This is a genomic window from Desulfovibrio inopinatus DSM 10711 (assembly GCF_000429305.1).
GTDB classification, from domain to species: Bacteria; Desulfobacterota; Desulfovibrionia; order Desulfovibrionales; family Desulfovibrionaceae; genus Alteridesulfovibrio; species Alteridesulfovibrio inopinatus.
Genome location: NZ_AUBP01000028.1, coordinates 1 through 21807, shown reverse-complemented (window position 1 = coordinate 21807; position 21807 = coordinate 1). Strand labels below are relative to the sequence as shown.

25 protein-coding genes are annotated in these 21807 nt (G+C 54.6%); all 25 read left to right on the top strand.

The annotated features are described in order from the left end of the window. The first annotated feature begins 218 nt into the window (after positions 1-218). The 25 genes from G451_RS29965 to G451_RS0116620 all read left to right on the top strand — a co-directional run bounded on the left by G451_RS29965 (position 219) and on the right by G451_RS0116620 (position 21700). Entirely contained in the window at positions 219-1808 is a 1590-nt protein-coding gene (locus G451_RS29965; RefSeq protein ID WP_034642583.1) for a DNA primase family protein, read from the top strand. A gap of 218 nt (positions 1809-2026) precedes the next feature. Next, positions 2027-3601, top strand: coding sequence for a hypothetical protein (locus G451_RS33000; RefSeq protein ID WP_051261598.1), 1575 nt, complete (start codon positions 2027-2029; stop codon positions 3599-3601). Positions 3602-3782: 181 nt separating this feature from the next. Beyond that, a complete protein-coding gene (locus tag G451_RS0116730) occupies positions 3783-5072 on the top strand; it encodes a DNA modification methylase (RefSeq protein ID WP_027185163.1) in 1290 nt (429 codons plus the stop codon). Continuing rightward, a complete protein-coding gene (locus tag G451_RS0116725; protein ID WP_027185162.1) occupies positions 5069-5830 on the top strand; it encodes a hypothetical protein in 762 nt (253 codons plus the stop codon). The genes G451_RS0116730 and G451_RS0116725 overlap by 4 nt, the downstream gene beginning before the upstream one ends. A 190-nt stretch (positions 5831-6020) precedes the next feature. Beyond that, on the top strand, positions 6021-7979 hold the full coding sequence (locus G451_RS29955) for a terminase gpA endonuclease subunit (protein WP_051261597.1): 1959 nt from the start codon (positions 6021-6023) through the stop codon (positions 7977-7979). An 11-nt stretch (positions 7980-7990) separates the two neighbouring features. Beyond that, complete coding sequence (locus G451_RS29950) at positions 7991-8182, top strand: helix-turn-helix domain-containing protein (RefSeq protein WP_034642580.1); 192 nt, start codon at positions 7991-7993, stop codon at positions 8180-8182. After that, entirely contained in the window at positions 8172-8378 is a 207-nt protein-coding gene (locus tag G451_RS0116710) for a cytochrome c-type biogenesis protein (RefSeq protein WP_027185161.1), read from the top strand. The genes G451_RS29950 and G451_RS0116710 overlap by 11 nt, the downstream gene beginning before the upstream one ends. Before the next feature lie 107 nt (positions 8379-8485). Further along, complete coding sequence (locus tag G451_RS0116705; protein ID WP_027185160.1) at positions 8486-8695, top strand: type II toxin-antitoxin system HicA family toxin; 210 nt, start codon at positions 8486-8488, stop codon at positions 8693-8695. Positions 8696-8737: 42 nt separating this feature from the next. Then, on the top strand, positions 8738-9142 hold the full coding sequence (locus tag G451_RS0116700; protein WP_027185159.1) for a type II toxin-antitoxin system HicB family antitoxin: 405 nt from the start codon (positions 8738-8740) through the stop codon (positions 9140-9142). Positions 9143-9646: 504 nt separating this feature from the next. Next, entirely contained in the window at positions 9647-9877 is a 231-nt protein-coding gene (locus tag G451_RS0116690; protein ID WP_027185157.1) for a hypothetical protein, read from the top strand. Positions 9878-9894: 17 nt separating this feature from the next. Next, positions 9895-11478 (top strand): phage portal protein, encoded by a 1584-nt coding sequence (locus G451_RS29945; RefSeq protein ID WP_169727895.1) that lies wholly within the window; start codon positions 9895-9897, stop codon positions 11476-11478. Between the two features lie 25 nt (positions 11479-11503). Then, the gene (locus tag G451_RS32995; protein ID WP_027185156.1) at positions 11504-12814 is read left to right on the top strand and encodes a S49 family peptidase; all 1311 of its coding nucleotides are present in this window, start codon (positions 11504-11506) and stop codon (positions 12812-12814) included. Continuing rightward, positions 12815-13489 carry a hypothetical protein gene (locus G451_RS29935; protein WP_034642579.1) on the top strand — a complete coding sequence of 225 codons (675 nt, stop codon included), beginning with the start codon at positions 12815-12817 and terminating at the stop codon, positions 13487-13489. Between the two features lie 3 nt (positions 13490-13492). Continuing rightward, positions 13493-14512: a major capsid protein gene (locus G451_RS0116670; RefSeq protein WP_034642578.1), complete on the top strand. Its 1020-nt coding sequence runs from the start codon at positions 13493-13495 to the stop codon at positions 14510-14512. A gap of 8 nt (positions 14513-14520) precedes the next feature. Continuing rightward, positions 14521-14805 carry a hypothetical protein gene (locus G451_RS0116665; RefSeq protein WP_156921685.1) on the top strand — a complete coding sequence of 95 codons (285 nt, stop codon included), beginning with the start codon at positions 14521-14523 and terminating at the stop codon, positions 14803-14805. Further along, positions 14802-15137, top strand: coding sequence for a hypothetical protein (locus G451_RS0116660; RefSeq protein WP_027185153.1), 336 nt, complete (start codon positions 14802-14804; stop codon positions 15135-15137). Before G451_RS0116665 ends, G451_RS0116660 begins: the two co-directional genes overlap by 4 nt. Positions 15138-15145: 8 nt before the next feature. Then, the gene (locus tag G451_RS0116655; RefSeq protein WP_027185152.1) at positions 15146-17428 is read left to right on the top strand and encodes a phage head spike fiber domain-containing protein; all 2283 of its coding nucleotides are present in this window, start codon (positions 15146-15148) and stop codon (positions 17426-17428) included. 18 nt (positions 17429-17446) lie between these two features. Beyond that, the gene (locus G451_RS0116650) at positions 17447-17923 is read left to right on the top strand and encodes a phage holin family protein (RefSeq protein ID WP_156921684.1); all 477 of its coding nucleotides are present in this window, start codon (positions 17447-17449) and stop codon (positions 17921-17923) included. Between the two features lie 11 nt (positions 17924-17934). After that, positions 17935-18501, top strand: a complete 567-nt coding sequence (locus G451_RS29930) for a glycoside hydrolase family 108 protein (RefSeq protein WP_051261594.1) — start codon at positions 17935-17937, stop codon at positions 18499-18501. After that, the gene (locus G451_RS34200) at positions 18498-18680 is read left to right on the top strand and encodes a hypothetical protein (RefSeq protein WP_156921683.1); all 183 of its coding nucleotides are present in this window, start codon (positions 18498-18500) and stop codon (positions 18678-18680) included. The genes G451_RS29930 and G451_RS34200 overlap by 4 nt, the downstream gene beginning before the upstream one ends. Next, the gene (locus tag G451_RS0116640; protein ID WP_027185150.1) at positions 18665-18931 is read left to right on the top strand and encodes a hypothetical protein; all 267 of its coding nucleotides are present in this window, start codon (positions 18665-18667) and stop codon (positions 18929-18931) included. The genes G451_RS34200 and G451_RS0116640 overlap by 16 nt, the downstream gene beginning before the upstream one ends. 184 nt (positions 18932-19115) lie before the next feature. Next, on the top strand, positions 19116-19484 hold the full coding sequence (locus G451_RS0116635; RefSeq protein ID WP_027185149.1) for a hypothetical protein: 369 nt from the start codon (positions 19116-19118) through the stop codon (positions 19482-19484). Between the two features lie 2 nt (positions 19485-19486). Beyond that, on the top strand, positions 19487-20272 hold the full coding sequence (locus G451_RS0116630) for a hypothetical protein (protein ID WP_027185148.1): 786 nt from the start codon (positions 19487-19489) through the stop codon (positions 20270-20272). Then, the gene (locus G451_RS0116625; protein WP_027185147.1) at positions 20269-20739 is read left to right on the top strand and encodes a hypothetical protein; all 471 of its coding nucleotides are present in this window, start codon (positions 20269-20271) and stop codon (positions 20737-20739) included. Before G451_RS0116630 ends, G451_RS0116625 begins: the two co-directional genes overlap by 4 nt. A gap of 1 nt (position 20740) precedes the next feature. Beyond that, the gene (locus G451_RS0116620) at positions 20741-21700 is read left to right on the top strand and encodes a phage tail tube protein (RefSeq protein ID WP_027185146.1); all 960 of its coding nucleotides are present in this window, start codon (positions 20741-20743) and stop codon (positions 21698-21700) included. The last annotated feature ends 107 nt before the right edge of the window (positions 21701-21807 follow it).

Sequence of the window (21807 nt, the reverse complement as noted above, 5' to 3'; positions counted from 1 at the left end):
AATGGCACATCGTGTCACCAACTGTATCGTGTGGTGTTACCGCAAGGCTTATGGGTCCTTCTGAGGCCTCAGGCCGCAGGGGTCGACGGAGGCTCGGTGTTTTTTGGGGAGGGGGTGGGGCGATGAGGTAAAAAAATGCAGTCGGTGTTTGTGGTGTTACTTTGTGCTATTATTCATAGTGTTCGTGTTACTTTTGGGCGTGATTTTTTGGAGGGCGTATGGCTGAGGTGCATGATTTGTCGTCGATGCGATCGCAGGTTGAGGCGCGGCGGAATGAGGAAATGGAGTTGTTTGGTGGTGGTCCGCCGAGTGGGGGCGGTGAGGGCGTGAGTTCGGCGTTTGTGCAGGAGTGTGCCGGGCTGGAGGATTTGGGTGATGGGTTGCTGTATTGTGCGCTCAATACCGGGCGGTATGTGTTCAATAAATCCGGTGATAACTGGATGCGTTGGGTGGGGCATCATTGGGAGCTTGATTTGCTCGATATGGCGATTGCCGATGTGGAGTTGGTGGCGGATCGGTATCTTATGGAGGCCGATGCTCTTGGTGAGAAAATCACCAAGGCCACCAAAAAGGGGAACAAGGATCTCGAAAAGCATTTGCGGAAGTCACAAGATAAAATTTTGGCAAAAGCGCGGCGGTTGCGCCAGGACCAGGGGCGCAATGCCTGTATCAAATTTTCCAAAACCAACAATACGAACGCGTTAGCGATCAAGGGCGATGAAATCGACACGCAACCCTTGTTGCTGGCCTGCGCCAATGGGGTCGTGGATCTCGAAAAGGGAACGCGGCGCGATGGGTTGCCGGAGGATTATTTGTTGCGGGCTTCTCCGGTTGATTTTGTGTCGCTCGATGAACCGTGTCCGGAGTGGGAAAAAACGCTTTTGGAAATTTATGATGGCGATGAAGATCTCATTGCCTTTTTGCAACGGTTGTTTGGTTACTCCATCATGGGCGTGAGTATTGAGCACGTATTGCCGGTGTTTTACGGGGCCGGTCGGAACGGGAAATCGCTCCTTTTCGATGTGATCAAGTACGTGCTCGGGCCATTGGCCGGACCGGTGCAACCGGAATTATTGCTTGATCAGGGACGGGCGCGGAGCAGCTCGGGACCGTCGGCCGATATTATGACACTTCGAGGCTTGCGCTTGGCGATTGCCTCGGAGACGGATGAAAATCGGCGCTTTTCTACGGCCACGGTAAAACGATTTACCGGCGGTGATCCCATCGTGGCGCGGGCCGGGTATGATCGGTACGAAACCACGTGGGATCCCACGCACACGTTGTTTTTGCTCACGAACAACAAACCCCATGCCTCTGCGGAAGACTATGCGTTTTGGCAACGTGTCTATTTGATCAATCACCCTCTTTCTTTTGTTCCGTCTCCATCACTTCCCAATGAACGACCAGTTGATCGGCAACGCGGCATGAAACTGAAAGCCGAAGCCTCCGGCATCCTGGCTTGGTTGGTGCGGGGATGTCTGGAATATCAGCGCATGGGGCTGCAACCGCCGGACGTAGTACGTGAGGCTGTGGATGAATACCGTTCCGACGAGGACATTATTGCCGATTTTTTGGACGAGAATTGCCGTTTTCATAAGCATTTCGAGGAATCGGCGTCGGCGTTGTACGAGCGATTTTGTGAATGGTTTTTGGCGGCGAATCTCGGGCGCAAACCATGGAGTCAAAAAATCTTCGGGGGGAAACTCACCAAAAAAGGGTTCGAGTCACGCAAAAGTGGCACGAAATACTGGCTTGGCCTCAAATTGAAGGAAAAAGAGCGGGAACAAGGAGACTTTTTTCATTCCTAGGAGTGGACCATCCGGACGATTGGACCAAGTTTTAACATACTTATTATTTAGAGGTTTTTTTTGATTTTTTCATATCTCTAAGTTCTTACATTATGGTCCAATCGTCCAGAAAATAAAAAAAGATAAATAAATATAAATAATTATAGTGTTGGACGATTGCCCGGACCATGGTTTTTCATGGTCCGAAAGGTCCAGGCCTGAGAGGAGAGGAAGACGCCATGGGAAAAGCGCAAGAATGGTTGAGCCCGGAAGCCTTGGCAGACATTGCCAAGGAGCTGTTGCGGGATCCGGAGGAACACGGAAACCGGATTGTGGCCTGGTGCCCGTGGCATACGGAAACGAGCAAGGGAGGATTCAACTACAATCCCAAGAAAGACGTGTGTGAGTGTTTTTCCTGTGGAGAAAAAACGGACATCATCGGGTTGTTTGCGCTCTCCACAGGCCGGGGCACGGATGACGGCGAAGCCTTTGTGGAGTTTCGGCGCAAGTATGCGCCGCATGTGGCCGGGGAGGCGAAAAGCCGGCGCAGGACGGCGACGTCGGAGGCTCGGCTTGCCGCTCATGGAGCCGGACAATTTTCGCCACGTGATCCAGGGATACCGGAGTCGGTTTGGCAGGCCAAGGCGGGCAAATTTGTGCAGGAATGCCACGACGCGCTCATGAACACCTCGAAATTGCTCGATTGGATCCAGCAGACCAGGGGGTTGACGCCGGAGGCGGTGGAGCGGTTTCGGGTGGGGATCAATATCGGGACATCTTCGAAAAAGGATTTGTATCGGACGCGTGAATCCTGGGGATTGCCCACGGCATTGCGGGAAGACGGCAAGAAAAAGAAGTTGTGGTTGCCGCGTGGCATTGCCTTGCCGGTGTTTGATGATGGCGGGAAACCGCTGTGTGTGCGGATTCGTCGACCGAATACCGAACTGAAAAAGAATGAAAATAAATTTTATTTCGTACCGGGTGGATGTGACACCACCTGGATGTGTGGTTCAGATGATGCGTTGGTGTGGGTCGTGGTGGAAGCAGAACTTGATGGCATGCTGCTCGCGCAGGTTGCGCCGGTCGGGGTGGGTGTAATGGCGCTGAAAACCGTTCGAGGAAAACCTACGGTCCAGGCGTTCGAGCGACTTCGGGAGGCCAAGCAAATTTTGTATGCCATGGATTGTGACCAGTATGGTGTGGAATCATTGGCATGGTGGCAGTCGACCTTTCCCGGTGTGGTGGAGCGCTGGCCGGTACCGGCCGGGAAAGATCCCGGTGAAGCGCATGTGCAGCATGGCGTGGATTTGTCTGCCTGGATCATAGCCGGCATTGCGCCGGGGTTGCGAATTCGGTTGTTTGGCGATTCGACCAAATGCAAGGCGGAATCCGGACCATTGGATTTTGGCTCGTCTGCGCAGGGAGGGGGGAAGGTGTCTTGTTGCGCGACGGATGCAGGGGACGAAACGGGAACGGGCGGGAAGGTGCCCGAATCGACAGCACACGGGCCGACAGCGGCCGAAATCGTCGAGTTGTTGGGCGAGGTCGATGGCGGAAGTTTAAACGAATTGCGGACGCTTGTGATCGATTCCGGGGCGGAGGTGTGGATCTATCAGGATGGCGGTATGGGATTGGATATTCCGGAGGACTTTACGCGGAGATATCCGGAACGCAGCGCGCGCTTACATGCACTGTTTTGGCAATCCGCCTTTGGGGATTGGTATTGCCGGGTGTTTGTCGTGCCGGTGCGGTTGGGCCAGGACGCGCCACCGGAATTTGAAGAATGGCGGCATGCGCATCGGGGGACGATATGAGCGGAATCGTTTCTTTTCCGTCTCATGGTCCGGGGTTCGTTATAGGTGCTTTTTTAGGAAAAGGTGAGGGTTGACCGAACGTGGTGGCACACCTTCGGTCGACCGGATGATAAGGGCATCCGATCAGGAAGATTCCCAACCCTCGTGTGGCAGCTCGGGGACGTAGCAGGGATTTGGACGGATGGCAAAATTAGTCTTGGAGCATTGGCCACTTGACCGTTTTCGTTTTAGCGGCCGTAATCCGCGTAAGTACAAAGGTGTTGTAGACAAGATGATCGCTTCCATTCAGGAATTTGGATTTCGTTTGCCGGTTTTGGCCGTTTCTGACGGCGAGGTGGTTGACGGTGAATTGCGGATTGAAGCGGCTCGGAAGATAGAGATGGAGACGGTACCGGTGGTGTTGGCCGATGGCTTAACAGACTCCCAGGTTCAGGCGTTTCGACTCCTGTCCAACCGGTCATCGACGTGGGCTGATTGGGATCTGGAATTGTTAGCGGCTGAGATCAAATTGTTGGAAGAAAATAACTTTGATCTTGAATTGACTGGTTTCGATATGGCTGAACTTGATGCGCTATTGGAAGTTCAAGATGAGGATCTGCCGGAAACGGTACCGGATTTGCCAGTCGTTCCCGTAACGAAGCCGGGTAATGTATGGGCGCTCGGACGACATCGGCTTGTTTGCGGAGATGCGACCGCGCTGGACGATATCGAAATGGCTTTGGGGGGGCGTCTCGCGGATATGGTATTCACGGATCCGCCGTATAATCTCGATTATGAAGGAAAAGCGGGCAAAATCGAGAATGATAAAATGAGACCGGCTGAGTTTAAAGCCTTCCTTGATGCGGCAATGTCATCTCTGGTCGGAGCACTGAAACCAGGTGGAGTTTGTTATGTGGCGCATGCCGATACGGCCGGCTTGATATTTCGTCGCGCTTTTGTTGATGCCGGCTTCTATCTCGCCTCGTGCTTGATCTGGCGTAAAAATGTCCATTCGCTCGGACGTGCAGATTATCAGTGGAAGCATGAGCCGATATTGTATGGGTGGAAGCCGGGGCGGCATTGTTTTTACGGTGGTCGGGCGCAGTCAACAATGGTTTTCGATAGCGTAGAGGATGTGATGGTGTTGCCGGACGGCAGTATCCAGATTGAGGCCGAAGATGATGTGTTTGTTGTCTCCGGTGAAAATCTTTGTCTTTATAGAATGCCAGGATCCATTGTTACAGTGCCAAAGCCTCAAAGAAATTCGGCCCACCCAACCATGAAGCCTGTTGAGCTTATAGAGCGACTCATTCGGAATAGCTCGGCGCGTGGAGATGTGGTTCTTGATGCTTTCGGTGGATCAGGGTCCACGCTTATGGCTTGTGAGCAAACCGGCCGGGTAAGCGCCACGGTAGAATTGGATCCTCGATTTTGTGATGTGATTATTGATCGATGGCAGGCAGCGACCGGAGAGACGGCGGTGTTGCTATGAACGATCGAGTGGCAGAACTGGCTAAGAAGAGCGCTGAAACCGATCTGGCGGTGTTGCTTCATGTCAAAGAGCACGCCAAACGTACAATGAAGAATAACCCAACAAAAGACAATGTCGATGCATTCGAGAAAGCACGGTTGGCTGTGGAGAGGAAAATGGCGAAAGATGACAAAACCGCCGGACGATTCCTGAACCTGTCCCAAGTCCACGAATGGCTTCAGGAGAACGGTTGGAAGTGTTCCACCCGCACGCTCTATAAGCATAAGCGTGAAGGCAAATTGAAGGCCGATAAAAGCGGTGTGTTTCCTCTCAAGGCCGTCAAAAAATACGCCAAGGATTTCTTGAAGCGGTCGGAATCCGGTTTACGGGTGGCGGATGAGCAATCGGATTTGCAGCGGGAGAAAGTGTCACGTGAAATCAAGAAGTTGGAAGTCCAGACCGCCAAGGAGCGGTTTCAGCTTGATGTCTTGCAAGGCAAGTTTCTGCCACGCGATGATGTCGAAGCGGAGTTGTGTGGGCGGCTTATCATGTTGGAAACGGCTTTGCGGAATTTGATACGCGATAAAGGCGCAGAGTGGGTGTTCATGGTCGGAGGCGACGGTATGAAAGTGCAGGAGTTGCAACGCACCATGCATGCCGATGTGGATGCAATGTTCAACGGTCTCGCCAGCATGCGCGAGTTTGCCGTGGAAATTGTGGATGACGATATGCCTCCGGCTTCTGCACTCACTTTTGGAGATGATGAGAATGAAAAGTGAGTGCAGAACCATCCCCTCTTTCAAAAACTTTTATCGGGGCGGGATTTTAGGGGCTGGTGTTGATATCGTGTGTGCATGAAACATATTAAAATCGTTAAACGTTTTTGAAGATCCCCCGCACTCACTCTGCACTCACTTTTTATTTTAAAAGTGAGTGCAGAGTGAGTGCGGGGCTGCCGGAGGCCTGCTTTTGTCCCAACTCGCACTCGTCGACATGCCTGCACAATGCGCACCGATTGTTACCGTGACGGCTCCCTCGTGGTTGCCGGCGGGATTGCGGGCGCGGGTGGCTGGTGGGCCGATGCGGTGGCATGGGGCGTGGTCTCCGGCGGAACGGCGGATTTTGCGCAAGCGGAAGCGGATTCCGACGTCTGAATGGGCGGAACGGTATCGGGTGGTTGTGGAATCGGTCCGGCCGGGACCGTGGTCGAACGCGGTGGCGCCGTATCAAAAAGGGATTATGGATGCTTCCACCTGGCCGGGGGTGGAAACGACGATTGTCTGTAAATGTGTGCAATCGGGCATTACGGACAGTACGCATAATTGCATCGGCTCGCTCATTGATCAGGCACCGGGACCGGTCATGTACGTGTTTCCGGATCGGGACATGTGCGGAGAGAATTTCAAGGACCGCATTTTACCCATGATCCAGGCGTCACCGCGCTTGTCCACGTTTTTAGTGGGATCGAGCGACGATGTGTCGAGCAAACGCATTAAATTGCGGCATACGGCCATTTATGGGGCGTGGTCGGGTTCGGCTTCACGATTGGGGAATAAACCTATTCGCTATTTGGTGCTCGATGAGATCGACAAGTACCAGCAGAATAAAAATGAAGCCTCCAGCCTCGTGCTCGCGGAAAAACGGACCACAACGTATAAACATGAACGCAAAATCTGGAAAATATCCACGCCGACGGTGGAATCCGGGCCGATTTGGGTGGCGCTGACCACGGAAGCGCAACGCGTTTTCGACTATTATGTCCGGTGTCCGGATTGCGGCCGGTCTGTGTTGATGGATTTCGACCGGGTGCGCTGGCCCGGCGGCGGTGAGGCGGATCCGGAGCGCGTCTATAGTGAACGCTTGGCGGAATACCATTGCCAGGAATGCGGCTCGGTCTGGGACGATTTCCAGCGTGATAAGGCGGTTCGCCTCGGAGAATGGCGGGACCGGGCATCGGGGATGGAACTGTTTTCCTGCTTGAAAACAGCAAAACCGGTGAAAATCGGCTTCCATTTGCCCGCCTGGGTGAGTCCGTTTGTGTCGTTGTCCGATTGTGCGCGGGCGTTTTTGAAGGGGCTGAAATCGCTCGATGCGCTCAAGGAATATTGCACGCAGTACGCGGCGAAACCGTGGAAAGTCGTTCATAAAGAGCGGGCTGAAGACGATATTTTACGGTTTCGATCGGATGTTCCGGAAAATGTTGTTCCATCGGGCGCGGTGGCGCTGACGGCCGGAATCGATACGCAGGATCATGGGTTTTACTATCTCATTATGGCGTGGTGCGGCGTCGGCGAGGTGCTGGAACCACGGGTTATTCGCTATGGATTTGTCGAAGCCTACAAAGCCCTGGAAACCTCCGTACTCGATGGGGCCTACCGGAACACGGAGAGTGAAGATTTTTACGTAAACCAAGCCTGTTGGGATGCCATGGGGCACCGTACCAAAGAGGTGTATGATTGGTGTATTGCGCGGGGAGGGGGCGTGGTGCCGATCAAGGGCGAGCAACGTCTTGCCCGGCCCTGGCAGGTGTCGCGCATCGAACATTATCCGGATGGCCGGCCGATTCCGGGTGGGTTGGGGTTGTATCGGCTCCATACGACGTTTTTTAAGGATGCATTGGCCAGAAAATTGGAGATGAACCCCGGTGATCCGGGCTGTATTCGGCTTCATGCCGGGACGGAAACGGGTTTTGCCCGTCAATGGTGTGTAGAGTTCCGTAACGACAATGGCGTGTGGGAATGTCCGGAGGGCAAGGCAAACCACTATTGGGATTGTGCGGTCTACGCGATGGCGGCAGGTGATATTATTGATGTCGAGCGAATGTATTCTCCGGAAGACAGAAAACCCATTGAAATACCCAGAGTGAAAAACGCGGATCACCACCAGAATGTAGGCCGGAAGCGGCCGTCCTGGTTTGGCAAACGATAAGGGAGAGGGATATGTCCGGGCGGGATGTACTGACGGTGAAAGAAGTGGCGGCACGGTTGGAGTGTGGCGTGGCAACGGTGTATCGCGAGGTCGAGCGCGGCAATTTCCAAGGGTATCGGGTGGGCAAGTCGATTCGGATTTATGTCGATTCTGTGGATCAATACCTCTCTCAACGCCATTTTGAACCGAATCATGAAGCCTGAGTCGGTGTCACGGCCGATTTTGCCCTGTTTCCCGGATATCCGTTACGGGGACCGAGTGCGCTATAAATCGACGCTCACGCCGGATGGGTGGTTGTATTCGATCAGTTTTGCCAAGAGTGATGTGCATTGGTGTGGTGATGTTTTGGGCGTCATTGTTATCGGGGCAGGGTTTGTGCCGATTTCACGGTTTGTATGATGGGGCTTGGTTACACCACGATATAAAGCTGGCAATGTGTCAGCTTTTTTTATGCATAATTTTTATTTTTTGTTGACAATACACACTGAGGTGTGTATTGTGTTTTCATGACGAGCAAGGAGGTCATACAAAAACTGGTAGAGGCCGGCTGGGTGGAGCGAAAAAAAATGGGAACTCGCAAGAGCAAAAACCCGCATCGCCAATTTAAACACCCAGACAACCCCTCCCTGGTATCTGTCCCGGTCCACGGAAAAAAGGACATTGCTTCAGGGACATTGAGGCAAATCGAACAGAAATCAGGCGTAAAACTCACTTAACCCAAGGGCCCCCGCAAGGGGGCCGGGAGGATATATATATATATGAAAGAATATTTTGCCGTCATTCACAAAGACGAAAACTCGGATTATGGCGTGTTTTTCCCGGATGTGCCGGGATGTTTTACGACGGGTGAAACATTGGAGTCGGCGCGGACGCATGCCGCCGAAGTGCTTTTCGAGCATATCGAGGCATTGCGTGAGGATGGCGTGGATATTCCGGAGCCGAGTACATTGGACCAGGTTATTCATGCCGAAGGCGTCGAGGGGGCGGTGGCGTTTTTAGCAGTGCCTTTGCTTGTCGATCCGCCCAAAGTCGAACGGAAAAACATCACCGCGTTGAGCACGGAGTGGGCACGCATCGATAGCGCGGCCAAATCCACCGGGAAAAGTCGTTCGGCGTTTATGGTGCAGGCGAGTTTGGAGCAGGCTCGGCAACGTGAGGCATAAATGGTGTTTGCCTCCGGCGGCCGGGGAAGGAGAAAAACCCTTTTTGAAAAAAGGGTTCTTTCCCCTTCCCCGGACCCCATCCCCTTTTCCCAAAAACTTTCATAGGGTGGGCCTTGTTTGAAAAAAGGTTCTTAGGGATATCCAAAAACGTTTAACGGTTTGACTTTGTTCGTCTGGTTGGAAGTGTTTCCAGAATAGAAACACTTCCAACCAGACATTTTTATGTGTTCGTTGTGCTCGTCGAAGTCTCTCCATTTGTTCCGCCTCCGCTAAAGTTTTTTGAAAAGGGGATATTCTGCACTCACTTTTTTGAAAAACTTTGAAGAAAAGTGAGTGCAGAATATCTCCTCTCGTTTTTTCAATTTTCTCTCCTTTCTCAATTTTCTCAGATTTTTCAATTTTCTCAGATTTTTCAATTTTTTCATTTTTATCGTATTTCTCTCTTTTTTCAATTTTCTCTCCTTTACTCGATTAAAGTTTTCCTCTCGATTATAGACGGAGTTTATGAGTATCTGGACTGAATCTGAACTCCGTGAATTAATCGCGTTATATAAAACCGCGTATCGGCAAGCTGTGACCGGGTTGGAGATTGAAGTGGGCGACGAACGCATTAAGCGGATGTCACCGGCGGAAATCAAGGCCGCGCTCGACGGTTTTGAAGCGGAGTTGGACACGGTTTTGTCCACATCGGCCCCTCGTATTGTGGCTATGCGGCCCTCTCGAGGTGCGTGGTGAGTCTTCGGATGCCCTCTGTGCGTCGTCGCTCGGCTGTTTCCGCCAGACGGGCGACAGGCGCGTTTCGCCCTTCCTTACCTCATTCCCTGGCCGGTGTGTCTCGCGTTGCGGGCGGGCACACCGGCACCATGGGGAATTGGCATCCCCGGATGGTGTCGCGTTACGAAGAACCGCGCGAACGTCGGGCGGTCCAGGATCGGGCGCAGGATCTGTGCCGGAACGATGGCCATGCCGCCGGGTTGATTGGCGGCATCCAGCATAATGTGGTCGGAACGGGCATTATGCCGCAGTCTCGAATCGATTTTGAGGCGCTCGGTATTTCCGAAAATGAAGCCCAACGCGTGAGCCTCCAAGCGGAACGTGCCTTTAAACTGTGGTGCCTCCAAGCCGATGCCGGCGAGCGCATGCCGTTCCAGTTGCTTCAATCGTTCGCGGAACGGGCCATGCTCCAATTTGGTGAGCATCTCTTTCTGTGCCCGGCCAAGAAGACGGGTTCCCGTGATTTTTCGTTTTGTCTTCAAGCCATAGACCCGCGCCGCATGATGACCCCGGCGGAACGGGTTATGGACGTGGGCGTATCCGATGGGGTGCGTCTCGGCCCGTACGGTGAAGAGTTGGGTTGTTATATTGCCCAACCGGACCCGATCACGGGCGCAATTCCCTGGTCTTCCCTGGCGAATCAATCCTTTTATTATCCCAAATGGCGGGCGCATCGGCCGGTCTATCTCCACGGATTCATCGTCGATGATCCGGAGCAGGTGCGCGGGGTGTCGATCCTGGCGCCGGCCATGAAATTTTTCCGGGATTTGTCAGACTATCTCGATTTCGAGTTGGTGGGGCAAATCATTTCGGCATCCTATCCCGTGGCGATTCGGTCCAATGACCCGCGCCAGCTTCAGGGAAATCCTCGGATGCGGGATACGGACAAGCGGTTTTACGACGAAATCGAGCCGGGGCAAGTGCTCTATCTCAACACCGGCGAAGAAATCGTGGTGCTTGATTCCAAGCGGCCCGGCAATTCCTTTGATCCGTTTGTGGAACGCATTCTCCGGGCATCCGGTGCGGCAGCCAATATGCCCTACGAAGTCGTCGCCCGCGATTTTTCCAAAACAAACTATTCTTCGGCCCGCGCCGCGCTCCTCGAAGCCTGGAGAGTGTTCCAGGTGCGGCAACAATGGCTCATCGCCACGTTGTGCCGTCCCTGTTGGGAAGCCGTTTTCGAGGAAGCCTATCTCCGTGGGTTCATCACCTTACCGGCCGGTGCGCCGGATTTTTACGCCTGTCGTCGTCTTTGGACGGCGCAATCCTGGTTGCCGCCGCGACGCGGGCATGTCGACCCGGTCAAAGAAATCAATGCCGAAGTCACGGCCTTGCTCAACGGGATCTCGACCTATGGCGAAATCATCGAGTCTCGCGGTCAGGACGTCGAAGACGTTTTTCGCCGCCAAGCTCGCGAACGGGCCATGCGTGAAGCACTCGATTTGCCCTTGCCGGAAGGGAATATGAGCGGTGGAGATGGCAGCGAAGAAGAGAATGAAAAAGAGAAAGAGGGGCCTCCGGCGGCTCTGCACTCACTTTTTCAAATGTTTCAAGAAAAGTGAGTGCAGAAGCCGGAGGCCCTCATCAATGACACTCCACAATATTTTGGGTCGACCGTGGGCGATGGAGGAAGCGGCATTTCATGCGTTTGTTCGCCATGTCCAGGGCGCGGGGATGTTGACCATCAAACCGCGTGAAACCGTTATCGAACGTGTGGGGGGCGCGGCCGTGATCGGGATTGCCGGACCGCTCGACAAGACCGCTTCGGCCTGTGCTCAAGGATACGACGATATTGGCCGGGCGGTAGCGATGGCGGCCGATGATCCGGACGTGACGCATATTGTGTTGCGTATCAACTCGCCGGGCGGCTCGTGTTTGGGGTTGTCGGAAGTGTCGTCGCGGATAGCGGCGGCACGGGAAAAGAAACCCGTGTTTGCGTTCGCGGAAGGCTTGATGTGCTCGGCGGCATATTGGATCGGCAGCGCGGCGCAGGATGTCGGTTGCATGGCCGATTCCATGGTCGGTTCGATCGGCACGGTGCTGATTCATGCCGAATACGCCGGGATGCTGGAGGAGGCCGGAATAACGCCCACGGTTTTTTCTGCGGGGAAACATAAGGCCGACGGGAATCCGTATGAACACTTGTCGGATGCGAGCCGGAAAACCCTGCAGACGTTTGTCGATGGAGCTAACGCCATGTTTGTGGCGGCCGTGGCTCGAAATCGGAATTTTACCCCCGGCCATGTGGAAACGGTGACAGATGGCCGAATCCATTACGGGGCTGATGCCGTGGCATTGGGGCTGGCCGATGTCGTGGTGGAACATTGTGAAGACTATCTCAATCGATTGGAGGCAATGATGTCTGTTTCTTTGATGCAGTCCGGGGGGCCGGTTGCAGGGGTACCGAGTACGCCGACACCGGCAGCGGGAGCGCAACACCCCCAACACCAGCAAACCCCGGCGGGAGCGGGGGGAGTGCTTGAAACACCACCAGCGGCCGGGCCGTTTGTGTCGGCTGCGGTGCGTGAAGGATTTTTCAACAATTTATCGGCAGTGGCGGATCTGACGTTTGGCCAGGGCGCTGGGGCCTGTTTGTCGGCTCGTTTGGCCCTGGGCGGTGATGCCGCGCAATTGCAGGCCGCCGGAATGGGTTTATGGAGCGGAGTGCAGGCAGTGACACCAGCGGAACCGGCGCAGGCTGCACAATCTCAAGGCGTTCCAACGGCCTCGGCGGATGAAATTTTTCGAGCCAATATGTTGGCCGCACTTGAAAAGGCCGGTGCGAAACCGTCGGCGCCGGTATCCGGTACCGATGCTGACGCCGAAGATGCGTCTGCGCGGGCTACGGTACAATCCATGATTGCCGGTTTTGGCCGGCGAATTCCGGAGGGGAAATAAATGAGTTCTCCAGGCTTTTCTTTGCTTGGCACCATGGTGCCGGACAATCTTATTGCCGGCGATCACAAAATCGTGACGCAAACGGCCACGGTTTCCGGCACGGGCACGATGTCGCGAGGCCGGTTGCTGGCCCGGCGGTCCAAAACCGTGCCGACGGATGGTACGGCCGACGTCGGCAATACCGGCGATGGCGCCATGACCACCGTCACGGGCGGACCGGCCACGGCCGTGGGAACCTACACGGTGACGTGTATCACGGCCCCGACCGGAGCCGGGGCAAATGACGCCGTCTTTAGCGTGAAATCACCGAATGGGGCGATTTTGGGTGAAGCCGTACAAGGTGCGGCGTTTGAAAATGAGCAACTTGGTTTCACCATCGGCGATGTGGCGGGCGTGGATTTCATCGTCGGCGATGCGTTTACCGTGGCCGTAACTGTGCCGACGGGCATCACCTGTGTGGATATCGACCCCACGGCCGGGGATGGTTCGGCCCATCCTTATGGGATTTTGGCCGACGATATTGACTTGTCGTCCGGCGATGTGCGGACCGTGATGTACCTCACAGGGCAATATAACCCCAACGCCATGAGCGTGGCCGACGGTATCGATATTGCGACACTGGAAGATGAATTGCGGGCCATGAGTATCTTTCTTGTGCCCGTGGTGGGAGCATAATCAATGAGTATTGAGATTTACGATACAAGGACCATGCTGGAGGCGTTGTATCAGTTGCCGCCGGTCCGGACATTTTTATTAGATACGTTTTTCACGGAAGCCCCTCCCCACGACACCGAGTCCGTTGATATCGATGTCGTGAAAGGTGGGCGGAAAATGGCGCCGTTTGTTTCGCCCTTGAAAGAAGGCAAGGTTGTCGAGGGGCGTGGGTTTTCGTCCTATACGTTCAATCCGCCGTATATCAAACCCAAGCGCGTCTTGACGCCGAAAGACGTCGTGAAGCGTCTTCCTGGTGAGGTTCTCTACACGTCGTCGAGATCACCACAAGATCGGCAAGCCGTCAAAGTGGGTGAATTTCTGGCCGACATGGACGAAGCCATTACACGGCGTATCGAATGGATGGCGGCGCAAGCGCTCCTTTCCGGAAAAGTCGAGTGTGTGGGCGAGGGGGTCAGCGCCGTTGTCGATTTTCAACGTGATCCGGGCCAGACCGTTGTCGTGTCGGCGGCGGATAAATGGACGGCGGACACCTCGGACCCCATCGGACAAGTTTTCGACTGGAAGCAGCAAACGGCGCTCGCCTCCGGCCATGTACCGGATACGGCCGTGGTCGGTGCCGGTGTGGCCAAGGCCATGCGCAAAAACAAAGCCATTTTGGAGGCCCTAGACAATCGTCGTGTCGATATTGGGTACATCAAACCGGAAACTTTGCCCAATGGTGCCACATATATCGGCCGATTCGAAGAAATCGATTGGTATACGTACAGTGAAGTTTATGTGGACGAAGAGACGGACGACCTCATCCCCCTGATGCCGGACGATTTGGTCCTGTTGGGGACGCGGCGAAGCCGGGCCGTTGTCCATTATGGCGTGATTATGGATTTGGAAGCCACGGCAGCCTTGGCACGATATCCAAAAATGTGGCTCGTCAAAGATCCGAGTACTGCGAATGTCATGCTCCAATCGGCCCCGTTACCCGTTCCTCATGAACCCGATGCCTTCCTTGTCGCCAAGGTCATTTAGGGGGCATCATGAAAGTAATAACGATTACATCAGTGTATATTCAGGGGAAGCATTATCGACCGGATATGACGGTTGATATCCCCGATACTCTTGCCAGTGGGTTGATTGATGATGGAGCCGTGGAACCGGTGCAGGAGTTCGGCACGGTTCTTTCGGCTCCCGCCGTCTCGACAACGACGGCAACACCGTCTCCGGAGGCGACGTCGGAAACACCACCGGTTTCCAAATCTTCGCCCAAATCATCGACACCGAAAGCCGATAAAGCGGCCTCGACCTCCGGGGCGAAATCATGAGTTTATCCAGCCTGGATCGTTCCTATTCCGCCTCGGGAACGCGGCGGGTGGATGCCTGTCGGCCGCCGTGTGCCCATGTGTGTGTTCTGGATTGTGCGGCCGACGCGGCCAAAAGCTGCGCCGTGCCCGATGGAGCGCGCTATGTGTTGTTTCGGGCCGAGGCGGCCTTTTATGCCCGGTTTGATGGCAATCCGGCTGCCGTGCCGGTGGGGGATATCCTCGACGGTTCAGGATCGGATCCGGATCCGGGAGCCATTGAGGTGATCGGTGTGAATTCCATCAGCGTGGTGATGCCGGCTGATGGGCGGGTCCATCTCCTGTTTTATGCGTAGAGGCGGATATGGCTGATTTTTTTCAGGATTACGGCGGAAGTGGTGGAGAAAGCGGCGTGACCGATCATGCCCAAAATACCGATACCGGCACCGATGCTTCTTCGTTCCAAATCGGCACGGGCGGGCCACGGGTTGCCCGTGTGAGTGATGGGCTTGTTGTGCGCGATGCCGCCAATAGCGGCAATGCGCCGTTGTCCGCCGGCAATCTGGAAATCAATACCGGCGGGAATGCCGAACTGGCCTTCCAGGTGCCGAATGGGGCGGTCGCTTCCATCGGGTTTTTCGATAATCCGAACAAGCTTTACGGCGTGGGCTACGGGTTCGACTCCACGGAAAACGAGGGGTTTCTGTCGGCCTATAACGGCGCCGGTATGATTCAAGTGGCGCGATGGAGCCGTGACGGTTCTGTGTTGCGATCGCTCGCAGTTTTGTATGTAGGCTCGGATATCGTGTGGCATGCGGGCAATGATGGGCCGGGATCCGGGCTTGATGCGGATACCGTGGACGGGGTGCACGCAGCGGATTTTTCGCCGGTGGCGGGCTCGGAACATGGGGCATTCCGCATTGGGAACGGCACGGACGGCCCCTTGCTCAAGCGTGAGGGCGCCAATGCGTTGTCGGTGCGTGGCAATGTCGATGCGGATTGGGCGGATTTGACCGTCCGCAACCTGACCGTGAAAGGCACGACGACCACCATTGACTCGGAAACCGTGGCCATTGCCGATAACATCTTGACGTTGAACAGCGATGTGACCGGAACGCCGCCGTCAACCGTCGCCGGGATCGAAGTCGAGCGCGGGGATGAACTCAATGCCCGGTTTGTCTTTGATGAGGGGGACGATACCTGGAAAGCCGGGATTGCCGGTTCGGAAGCTGGTGTTTCGCTGGTCGGACATGGGCATGTGGGGAGTGACATTGCGGACATGCCCTGGACAACGCTGACCGGGGTGCCAACGACGTTTGCACCGAGTGCGCACGCCGCCAGCCACAAGACTGGCGGGGCTGATGCGTTGAGCGCCAACGATGTCGGCGCCTATAGCAAGGCGGATTTGTGGCGTCAGGCCGGGATTTCGCCGGTGTCCATCGCTCCATCGCTGCACTTTCGGCCCGATGTCGATGCGTTGCCCGACGGTGTGACCTTTTCTCGAAACTCCATTGCAACCTATTTCGATGCGGCGGGCGTGTTGCGGATTGTCGCCGTTGATGTCCCGCGATTTGCCTACCATCCTGTGACAGGACGGCGATTAGGCTTTTTGAATGAGGAAGGCCGGGTCAATGCCATTTATCCTTCGGAAGATTTCGCCGATGCAACCTATACAAAGGGGGATTGCTCCATCACGAGTGATGCCATTGTGTCGCCGAATTCAGAGGTATTAGCCGACAAGATTGTTGAAGGGAGCACCGATTCAACACATTACATGTTTACGCCGTCGACGTCGTTTACAGCGGGATCTGCCTATACACTCAGTGTCTATGTGAAACCAAGTGGTCGGTCCACCTTTCGACTGTCATTTCCGTCAGGAGCCTTTGACACGGCTGTGGCTGCAAATTTTACGTTGATTGCTGATGGAAGCGTTACGATGGTGACGCATGGAACAAATAGCTCTGCGCAGATTGAGGCGATAAGCGATGGATGGTATCGATGTAGTATCACAGCAACGGCAACCGTAACAATCGATACGTTATGTCGTATGAGTTTGTTGCATGGAGAATTGACGTCATATCCTGGTGATGGCGTCAGCGGGGTGTTTCTTTGGGGTGCACAACGTGAAAGAGGTGCGTTTGCAACGAGTTATATCCCGACAACGGATGCACCTGTTACGCGTGTGGCAGATATCTGCACGGTGCTATCGTCTGCTTTCCCATTTGGACTCATTGGGAATACCTTGTATCTTGAGTTTGTATCTTTTGCGACAGACAATAATTCCAGGCGCGTTCTCAGCCTCTATCAAGATGATGACAATCGTCTCTCCATCTATTCCAACAATAGTTCTCTCTTCGCATTTGCACGTATAGGCGGGATAAACGGAAGTACGGTGCCATTAGGCGATGCGCTCAATACGCATTGTATTGCCATTTCCATAACGGCAAACAGGTTGCATATCGTTATGGATGGAGAGGCAGTCCAGACCGATATATCATTGGGGAACATTCCGGAAGGAATCATTTCGGTTGGCAACTATCATGGCGTTACCCAAGTGCAGTGTGGTTCTTTTCGGCATGTTGCTATCATTCCTCGTGCCCTTGATATCCCAGCTCTTCAACAACTCACGCAAGGAGTTCTCTCGTGACAGCGTTTCGAGGTGCGTGTGCTGACTGAAACGCCGGGATTGCTGTTTTATGCGCGGGCGCTGGCAGGGGATGTCATCACGGATTGGCCGTTGAAGTGCATTGCCGGGACAGGGGGCTTTCTTCTCTCCACGGCGGGCGGGTTCGATGGCGCCATGAATGTGCTCATTACGCTCATGTGTTTTGATTTCGCTCTGGGGTTTCTTCGGGCCTGGAGCGCGAACCGGATTTCCGGGCTCAAAATCAAGGGTGGTGTCCTCAAATTTTTGTTTTATTTCGCGGCAATCGCCGTGGCCTATCAACTCGATCAGGCGCAGGCCCAATGCATCAACAGCACCTGGTTTGCGGTGCGGGATCTCATGTGCATGTACCTCTCGGTCAATGAAGCGTTGTCGTGTCTCGAACACTTGGCGTTTTTCGGGGTGCCGTTACCGGACAAGCTGTTGTCCCGGCTCCGGACCTATCGCGACAGTTTGAGCGCATGCACGAAAAAATAGGGAGAGACACAATGTTCAATCAAATTCTTGAATTCACGTTGGGGATTGAGGGTGGTTATTCGAACCACAAGCACGATACCGGCGGCAAGACCATGTTCGGCATTTCCGATGCCCGTGACGGCCGTGTTGACGGCATGATCGACATCGACGGCGATGGAAAAGGCGATGTGGCCGTGCGCGATCTCACCTTGGAGGATGCCAAAACCATCTATGAACGTGACTACTGGCAAAAATATCATTGCGATGCGTTGCCGGATCCCGTGGGTGATGCCCTGTTTGATTTTGTCGTGAACTCGGGCGGGCACGGCGTGAAGTCGCTCCAACTCATCACAAACATGATCAACGACGGCACGCCGGAGCTTGTGCTTGATGGTCAGTACGGCCCGAAAACCCACGCGGCAATTGAGCAGGCCGTGGCCTCGGCCGGACCCATTGTGGTGGCGGGGTGTCTCTGTTTTGCCCGTGCCGGCTATTATGTCGGATTGCGGGCCATGAATGACGATTATGAATCGTTCATCAAAGGCTGGGGCCGTCGGGCCGTCAAGCTCTTTGCGCTCATGGATACGGAACAACCGTGATGTCGACGCCGACTCCTGTGGCGCATACGGGCGGGCCGTGTTCGGGCTGTTCCTGGTTGCGCCGGGATCGGTTGTCGGGTCGGTGGGTGTGTACGGCACGGCGAGGAGTCTGTGCCGGTTGGGTGGCTCGGGCCAGTGATGCGCACTCTTTGCCGGAGGAGTTATGTCAGGTGAAATGAAACGCACTCCATCGACGCCTCGAAGCGGTTCCGACGGTATCATGCAAGGTATTTTCGGTGTGGTCGTGGCCGTCGGTTTCTTCTGGGTGCTGGAAAGTATCATGCGTATCGAGTCAAGCGGGCATACCGTTTCATCCGGTGTACAAACTTTGCTCGGGTTTCTCGGTGGCGCTTTCGTGAGTGTGGTCGGCTATTATTTCGGTTCGTCCCTTGGTTCGAAATCGAAAGATAAAGTCATCGAAAAGAAGTGAATGTGTTGCTTGAAGTTTTTGGTTGGATGCCTCCGGTTCTGCACTCACTTTTTTGAAAAGCGATGGAGAAAAGTGAGTGCAGAACATCCCCTTTTCCAAAAAACTGTAGCGGGGTTGGGTAAAAGGTGCGTGTGGGATTTATACAATAAACCGTTAAAGTTTCTTGAGCCGCCGGAGGCACTCCATGGATGAACTCTTACACACAGCGCAACGGGATATGCATCGGCAGTTGTTGGACACGTTTGGCGAGGCGGTGACGTATATTTCGCCGAATGTTGCCGGGCCGATTCCGTTGACGGCGCGGGTCCGGATCTTGGGAGACATGCCGCCAACACAGCCAAATGGTTGGATTGATGGAGACTACGTATTTGAGCATGCGACGTGGGCAGAATTTCGTATCGATGTGGCCGCTATCCCGGCCGAACCGGTGCGCGACAAAACCACGATTACCGATTCCGATGGTCTGGTGTGGACGGTCCGGGCGATGAAACCCGTCGGCCGCCAGATTGGCTATCTGTTGGCCTGCACGCGTGATGAACGGGGGAGGGGATAAATATGCAAAATTCATGGGAACAGGAGCCGCTCGGCGTTGTTCGGTTATCGTATACGAATTCCAAGGGGAATACGAAATACCGGAATCACAAATTCTTTGGCGACAACGCCATGAGCCAAGGGCGTGGCGGATCGGTGAACGTGATCGATTATACAACGCCGTATCTTCAGCATTTAGCAGAAGTATTGCCGAATGAAACGAGTCGTGCCTTACGCCATGTTGCGTGGCGTCTGCAAAAGGAAATCAAAGAAGGGATCGCGGCCGGTGCTCCGGGGGGAGAAACATGGCAACCATTATCCGATGTGCATAAATATGGTTTGCTTGATGATATTCGTCAAGTTCGCGCATCACGTAAGCGTGTGAAGCCGGTTCGCAATAAGGACGCGGAACTGCTCGCTGGCGATGGCAAACAGCGGTTTACGGCCTACAAAAAACCTCGCAACACCAGGATAAAAACCGGCTTCTATGGTCGGCTCGGTAGAGCTGCCGGATATCTCTATGAACCCGGAACGATGAGCGCTCATGTTGGTTGGCTGGGGAAATCGGCGTCAATGTGGGCGTGGAGGCATGCCAAAGGACAAGACCTGGCCGTTACACCCAAAATGCGGCGTATGTACGCCGGGGCTGGGATTATTTTGAATAAAAACACTCAGTTTATTCACCGTCCGCCGCGTCCTGCAGTCCGACCGGTGTTCGAAGCGAGAGAGCGCGACATTCCGCGCTGGATAGAAGAACGTGTTTTCGCGCTCGTATCCGGTGTGATGTTCAATTACTGGGGAAGAACATGAGCGATAGCTGGGACTATGTCGAGTCGATCACGGAAGCGCTTCGCGATGATCTGGCCCTCAACACGTGGGCCACGAGCACCTACGGCAAGGAGCTGGAGTTGTCCGCCGGGATCAATATGCGCGATCTCCCCGGCGTGACAGCGGCACCGTATGTCGTGGTGGCTCCGGATCCGGAGGTTGACGAGTTGTACGATGAAGACCGGCGCACCACCACCTACGGTATCCGGCTTATTCTCGGTGTGGCCGACGATACAACCGAAACCGTCGGCGCCATCACCACGTATATCGGTGAACGCCGTATCATTCGTGAATTTGCGCCCAAGGTGTTGGCGGCGGTTCGTCCGTTGTTGGCGGGGCGGGTTTTGCGGGCCGTAAAATCCGCCTGTAATTTTATGGATTTCCCGCTCATTGAGCGGGCCATGGTGCTGCACGTCGTCGAGCCGATCACGCTCGGCGTGAGGGGGTAATATGGCGCTGGATGTGTTGGGTGGTATTGATGCCACGACGATTCTGGATTTCGAAAATGAGTATGGAGTCTCGCCGGGGACAGTCAACGGTATACAAATGCCGTTTAAATCGAACGAGATTTCCGCCGAGGTTGCACAGGGTGAAGATACGACGTTGAACGGTCGCCGGGATCCGGTCGAGCCGTATGATGAACGGCTTGATGTGAAGGGCAAGATTGCCGTTCCCATGGATGTCTACGCTTATGGAAACTGGTTGCGTGCCGGGTTCGGTATCCCCACAAAGACCGGGACCGGGCCGTACATCTACACCTTTAAAGTCAAGGGGCTTACCATGCCGTCGTTCCTCGTGGAAACGGGAATCGGTGGCACGGAATACTATCTCTATAACGGTTGTCGGATGTCGAATCTTTCCTGCCAAGTCGGGACGCAGGGCGAACTTACGAGCAATATTGATATCGTGGGCCGCGATGAAGGTTATTCGCAGGCCGCCTATGATGCCACACCGACCGAGTATACCTATCTTCCCTATCAAAACAGTAATGCCACCGTCTTCATGGGAGGCGTCGAGGTCGGGATCTGTGCCGACATCTCGTTGAATATCGGGTTCGGACTCGATGAAGACATGTTCGCCATTGGTGGGGGTGGCAAGCGGGCCGACGCCAAACCCGGTAAAATGGCGGTGACCGGGAATCTGACCACGTTTTTCACCAACTCGGACAATTATATTTTGGGCCGCGACAAAGTGGAAACATCACTTGAACTGCGCTGGGTGCGTGGTGCGCATGAATTGTCCGTCTTGTTTCCGGAAATGCAGTTGCAGCGCAAAAGCCCGGCGGTCACCGGTCCCAAAGGGATTCGATACCAACAAACCTTCAATGCCTATTACGGTGACGATGTGAACAACTCGTCCGTTGTCTGGACCGTCACCAACGATACCGACGCCCTGTACGGCACGGCGTAAGATGTTGGGAGATATGTGTGGAGGTGTAAGAAGAGAATGAAGAGTTGGGGAGGGGAAAAACCCTTTTTGGAAAAAGGGTTCTTTCCCCTCCCCAAACCCCACCCCTT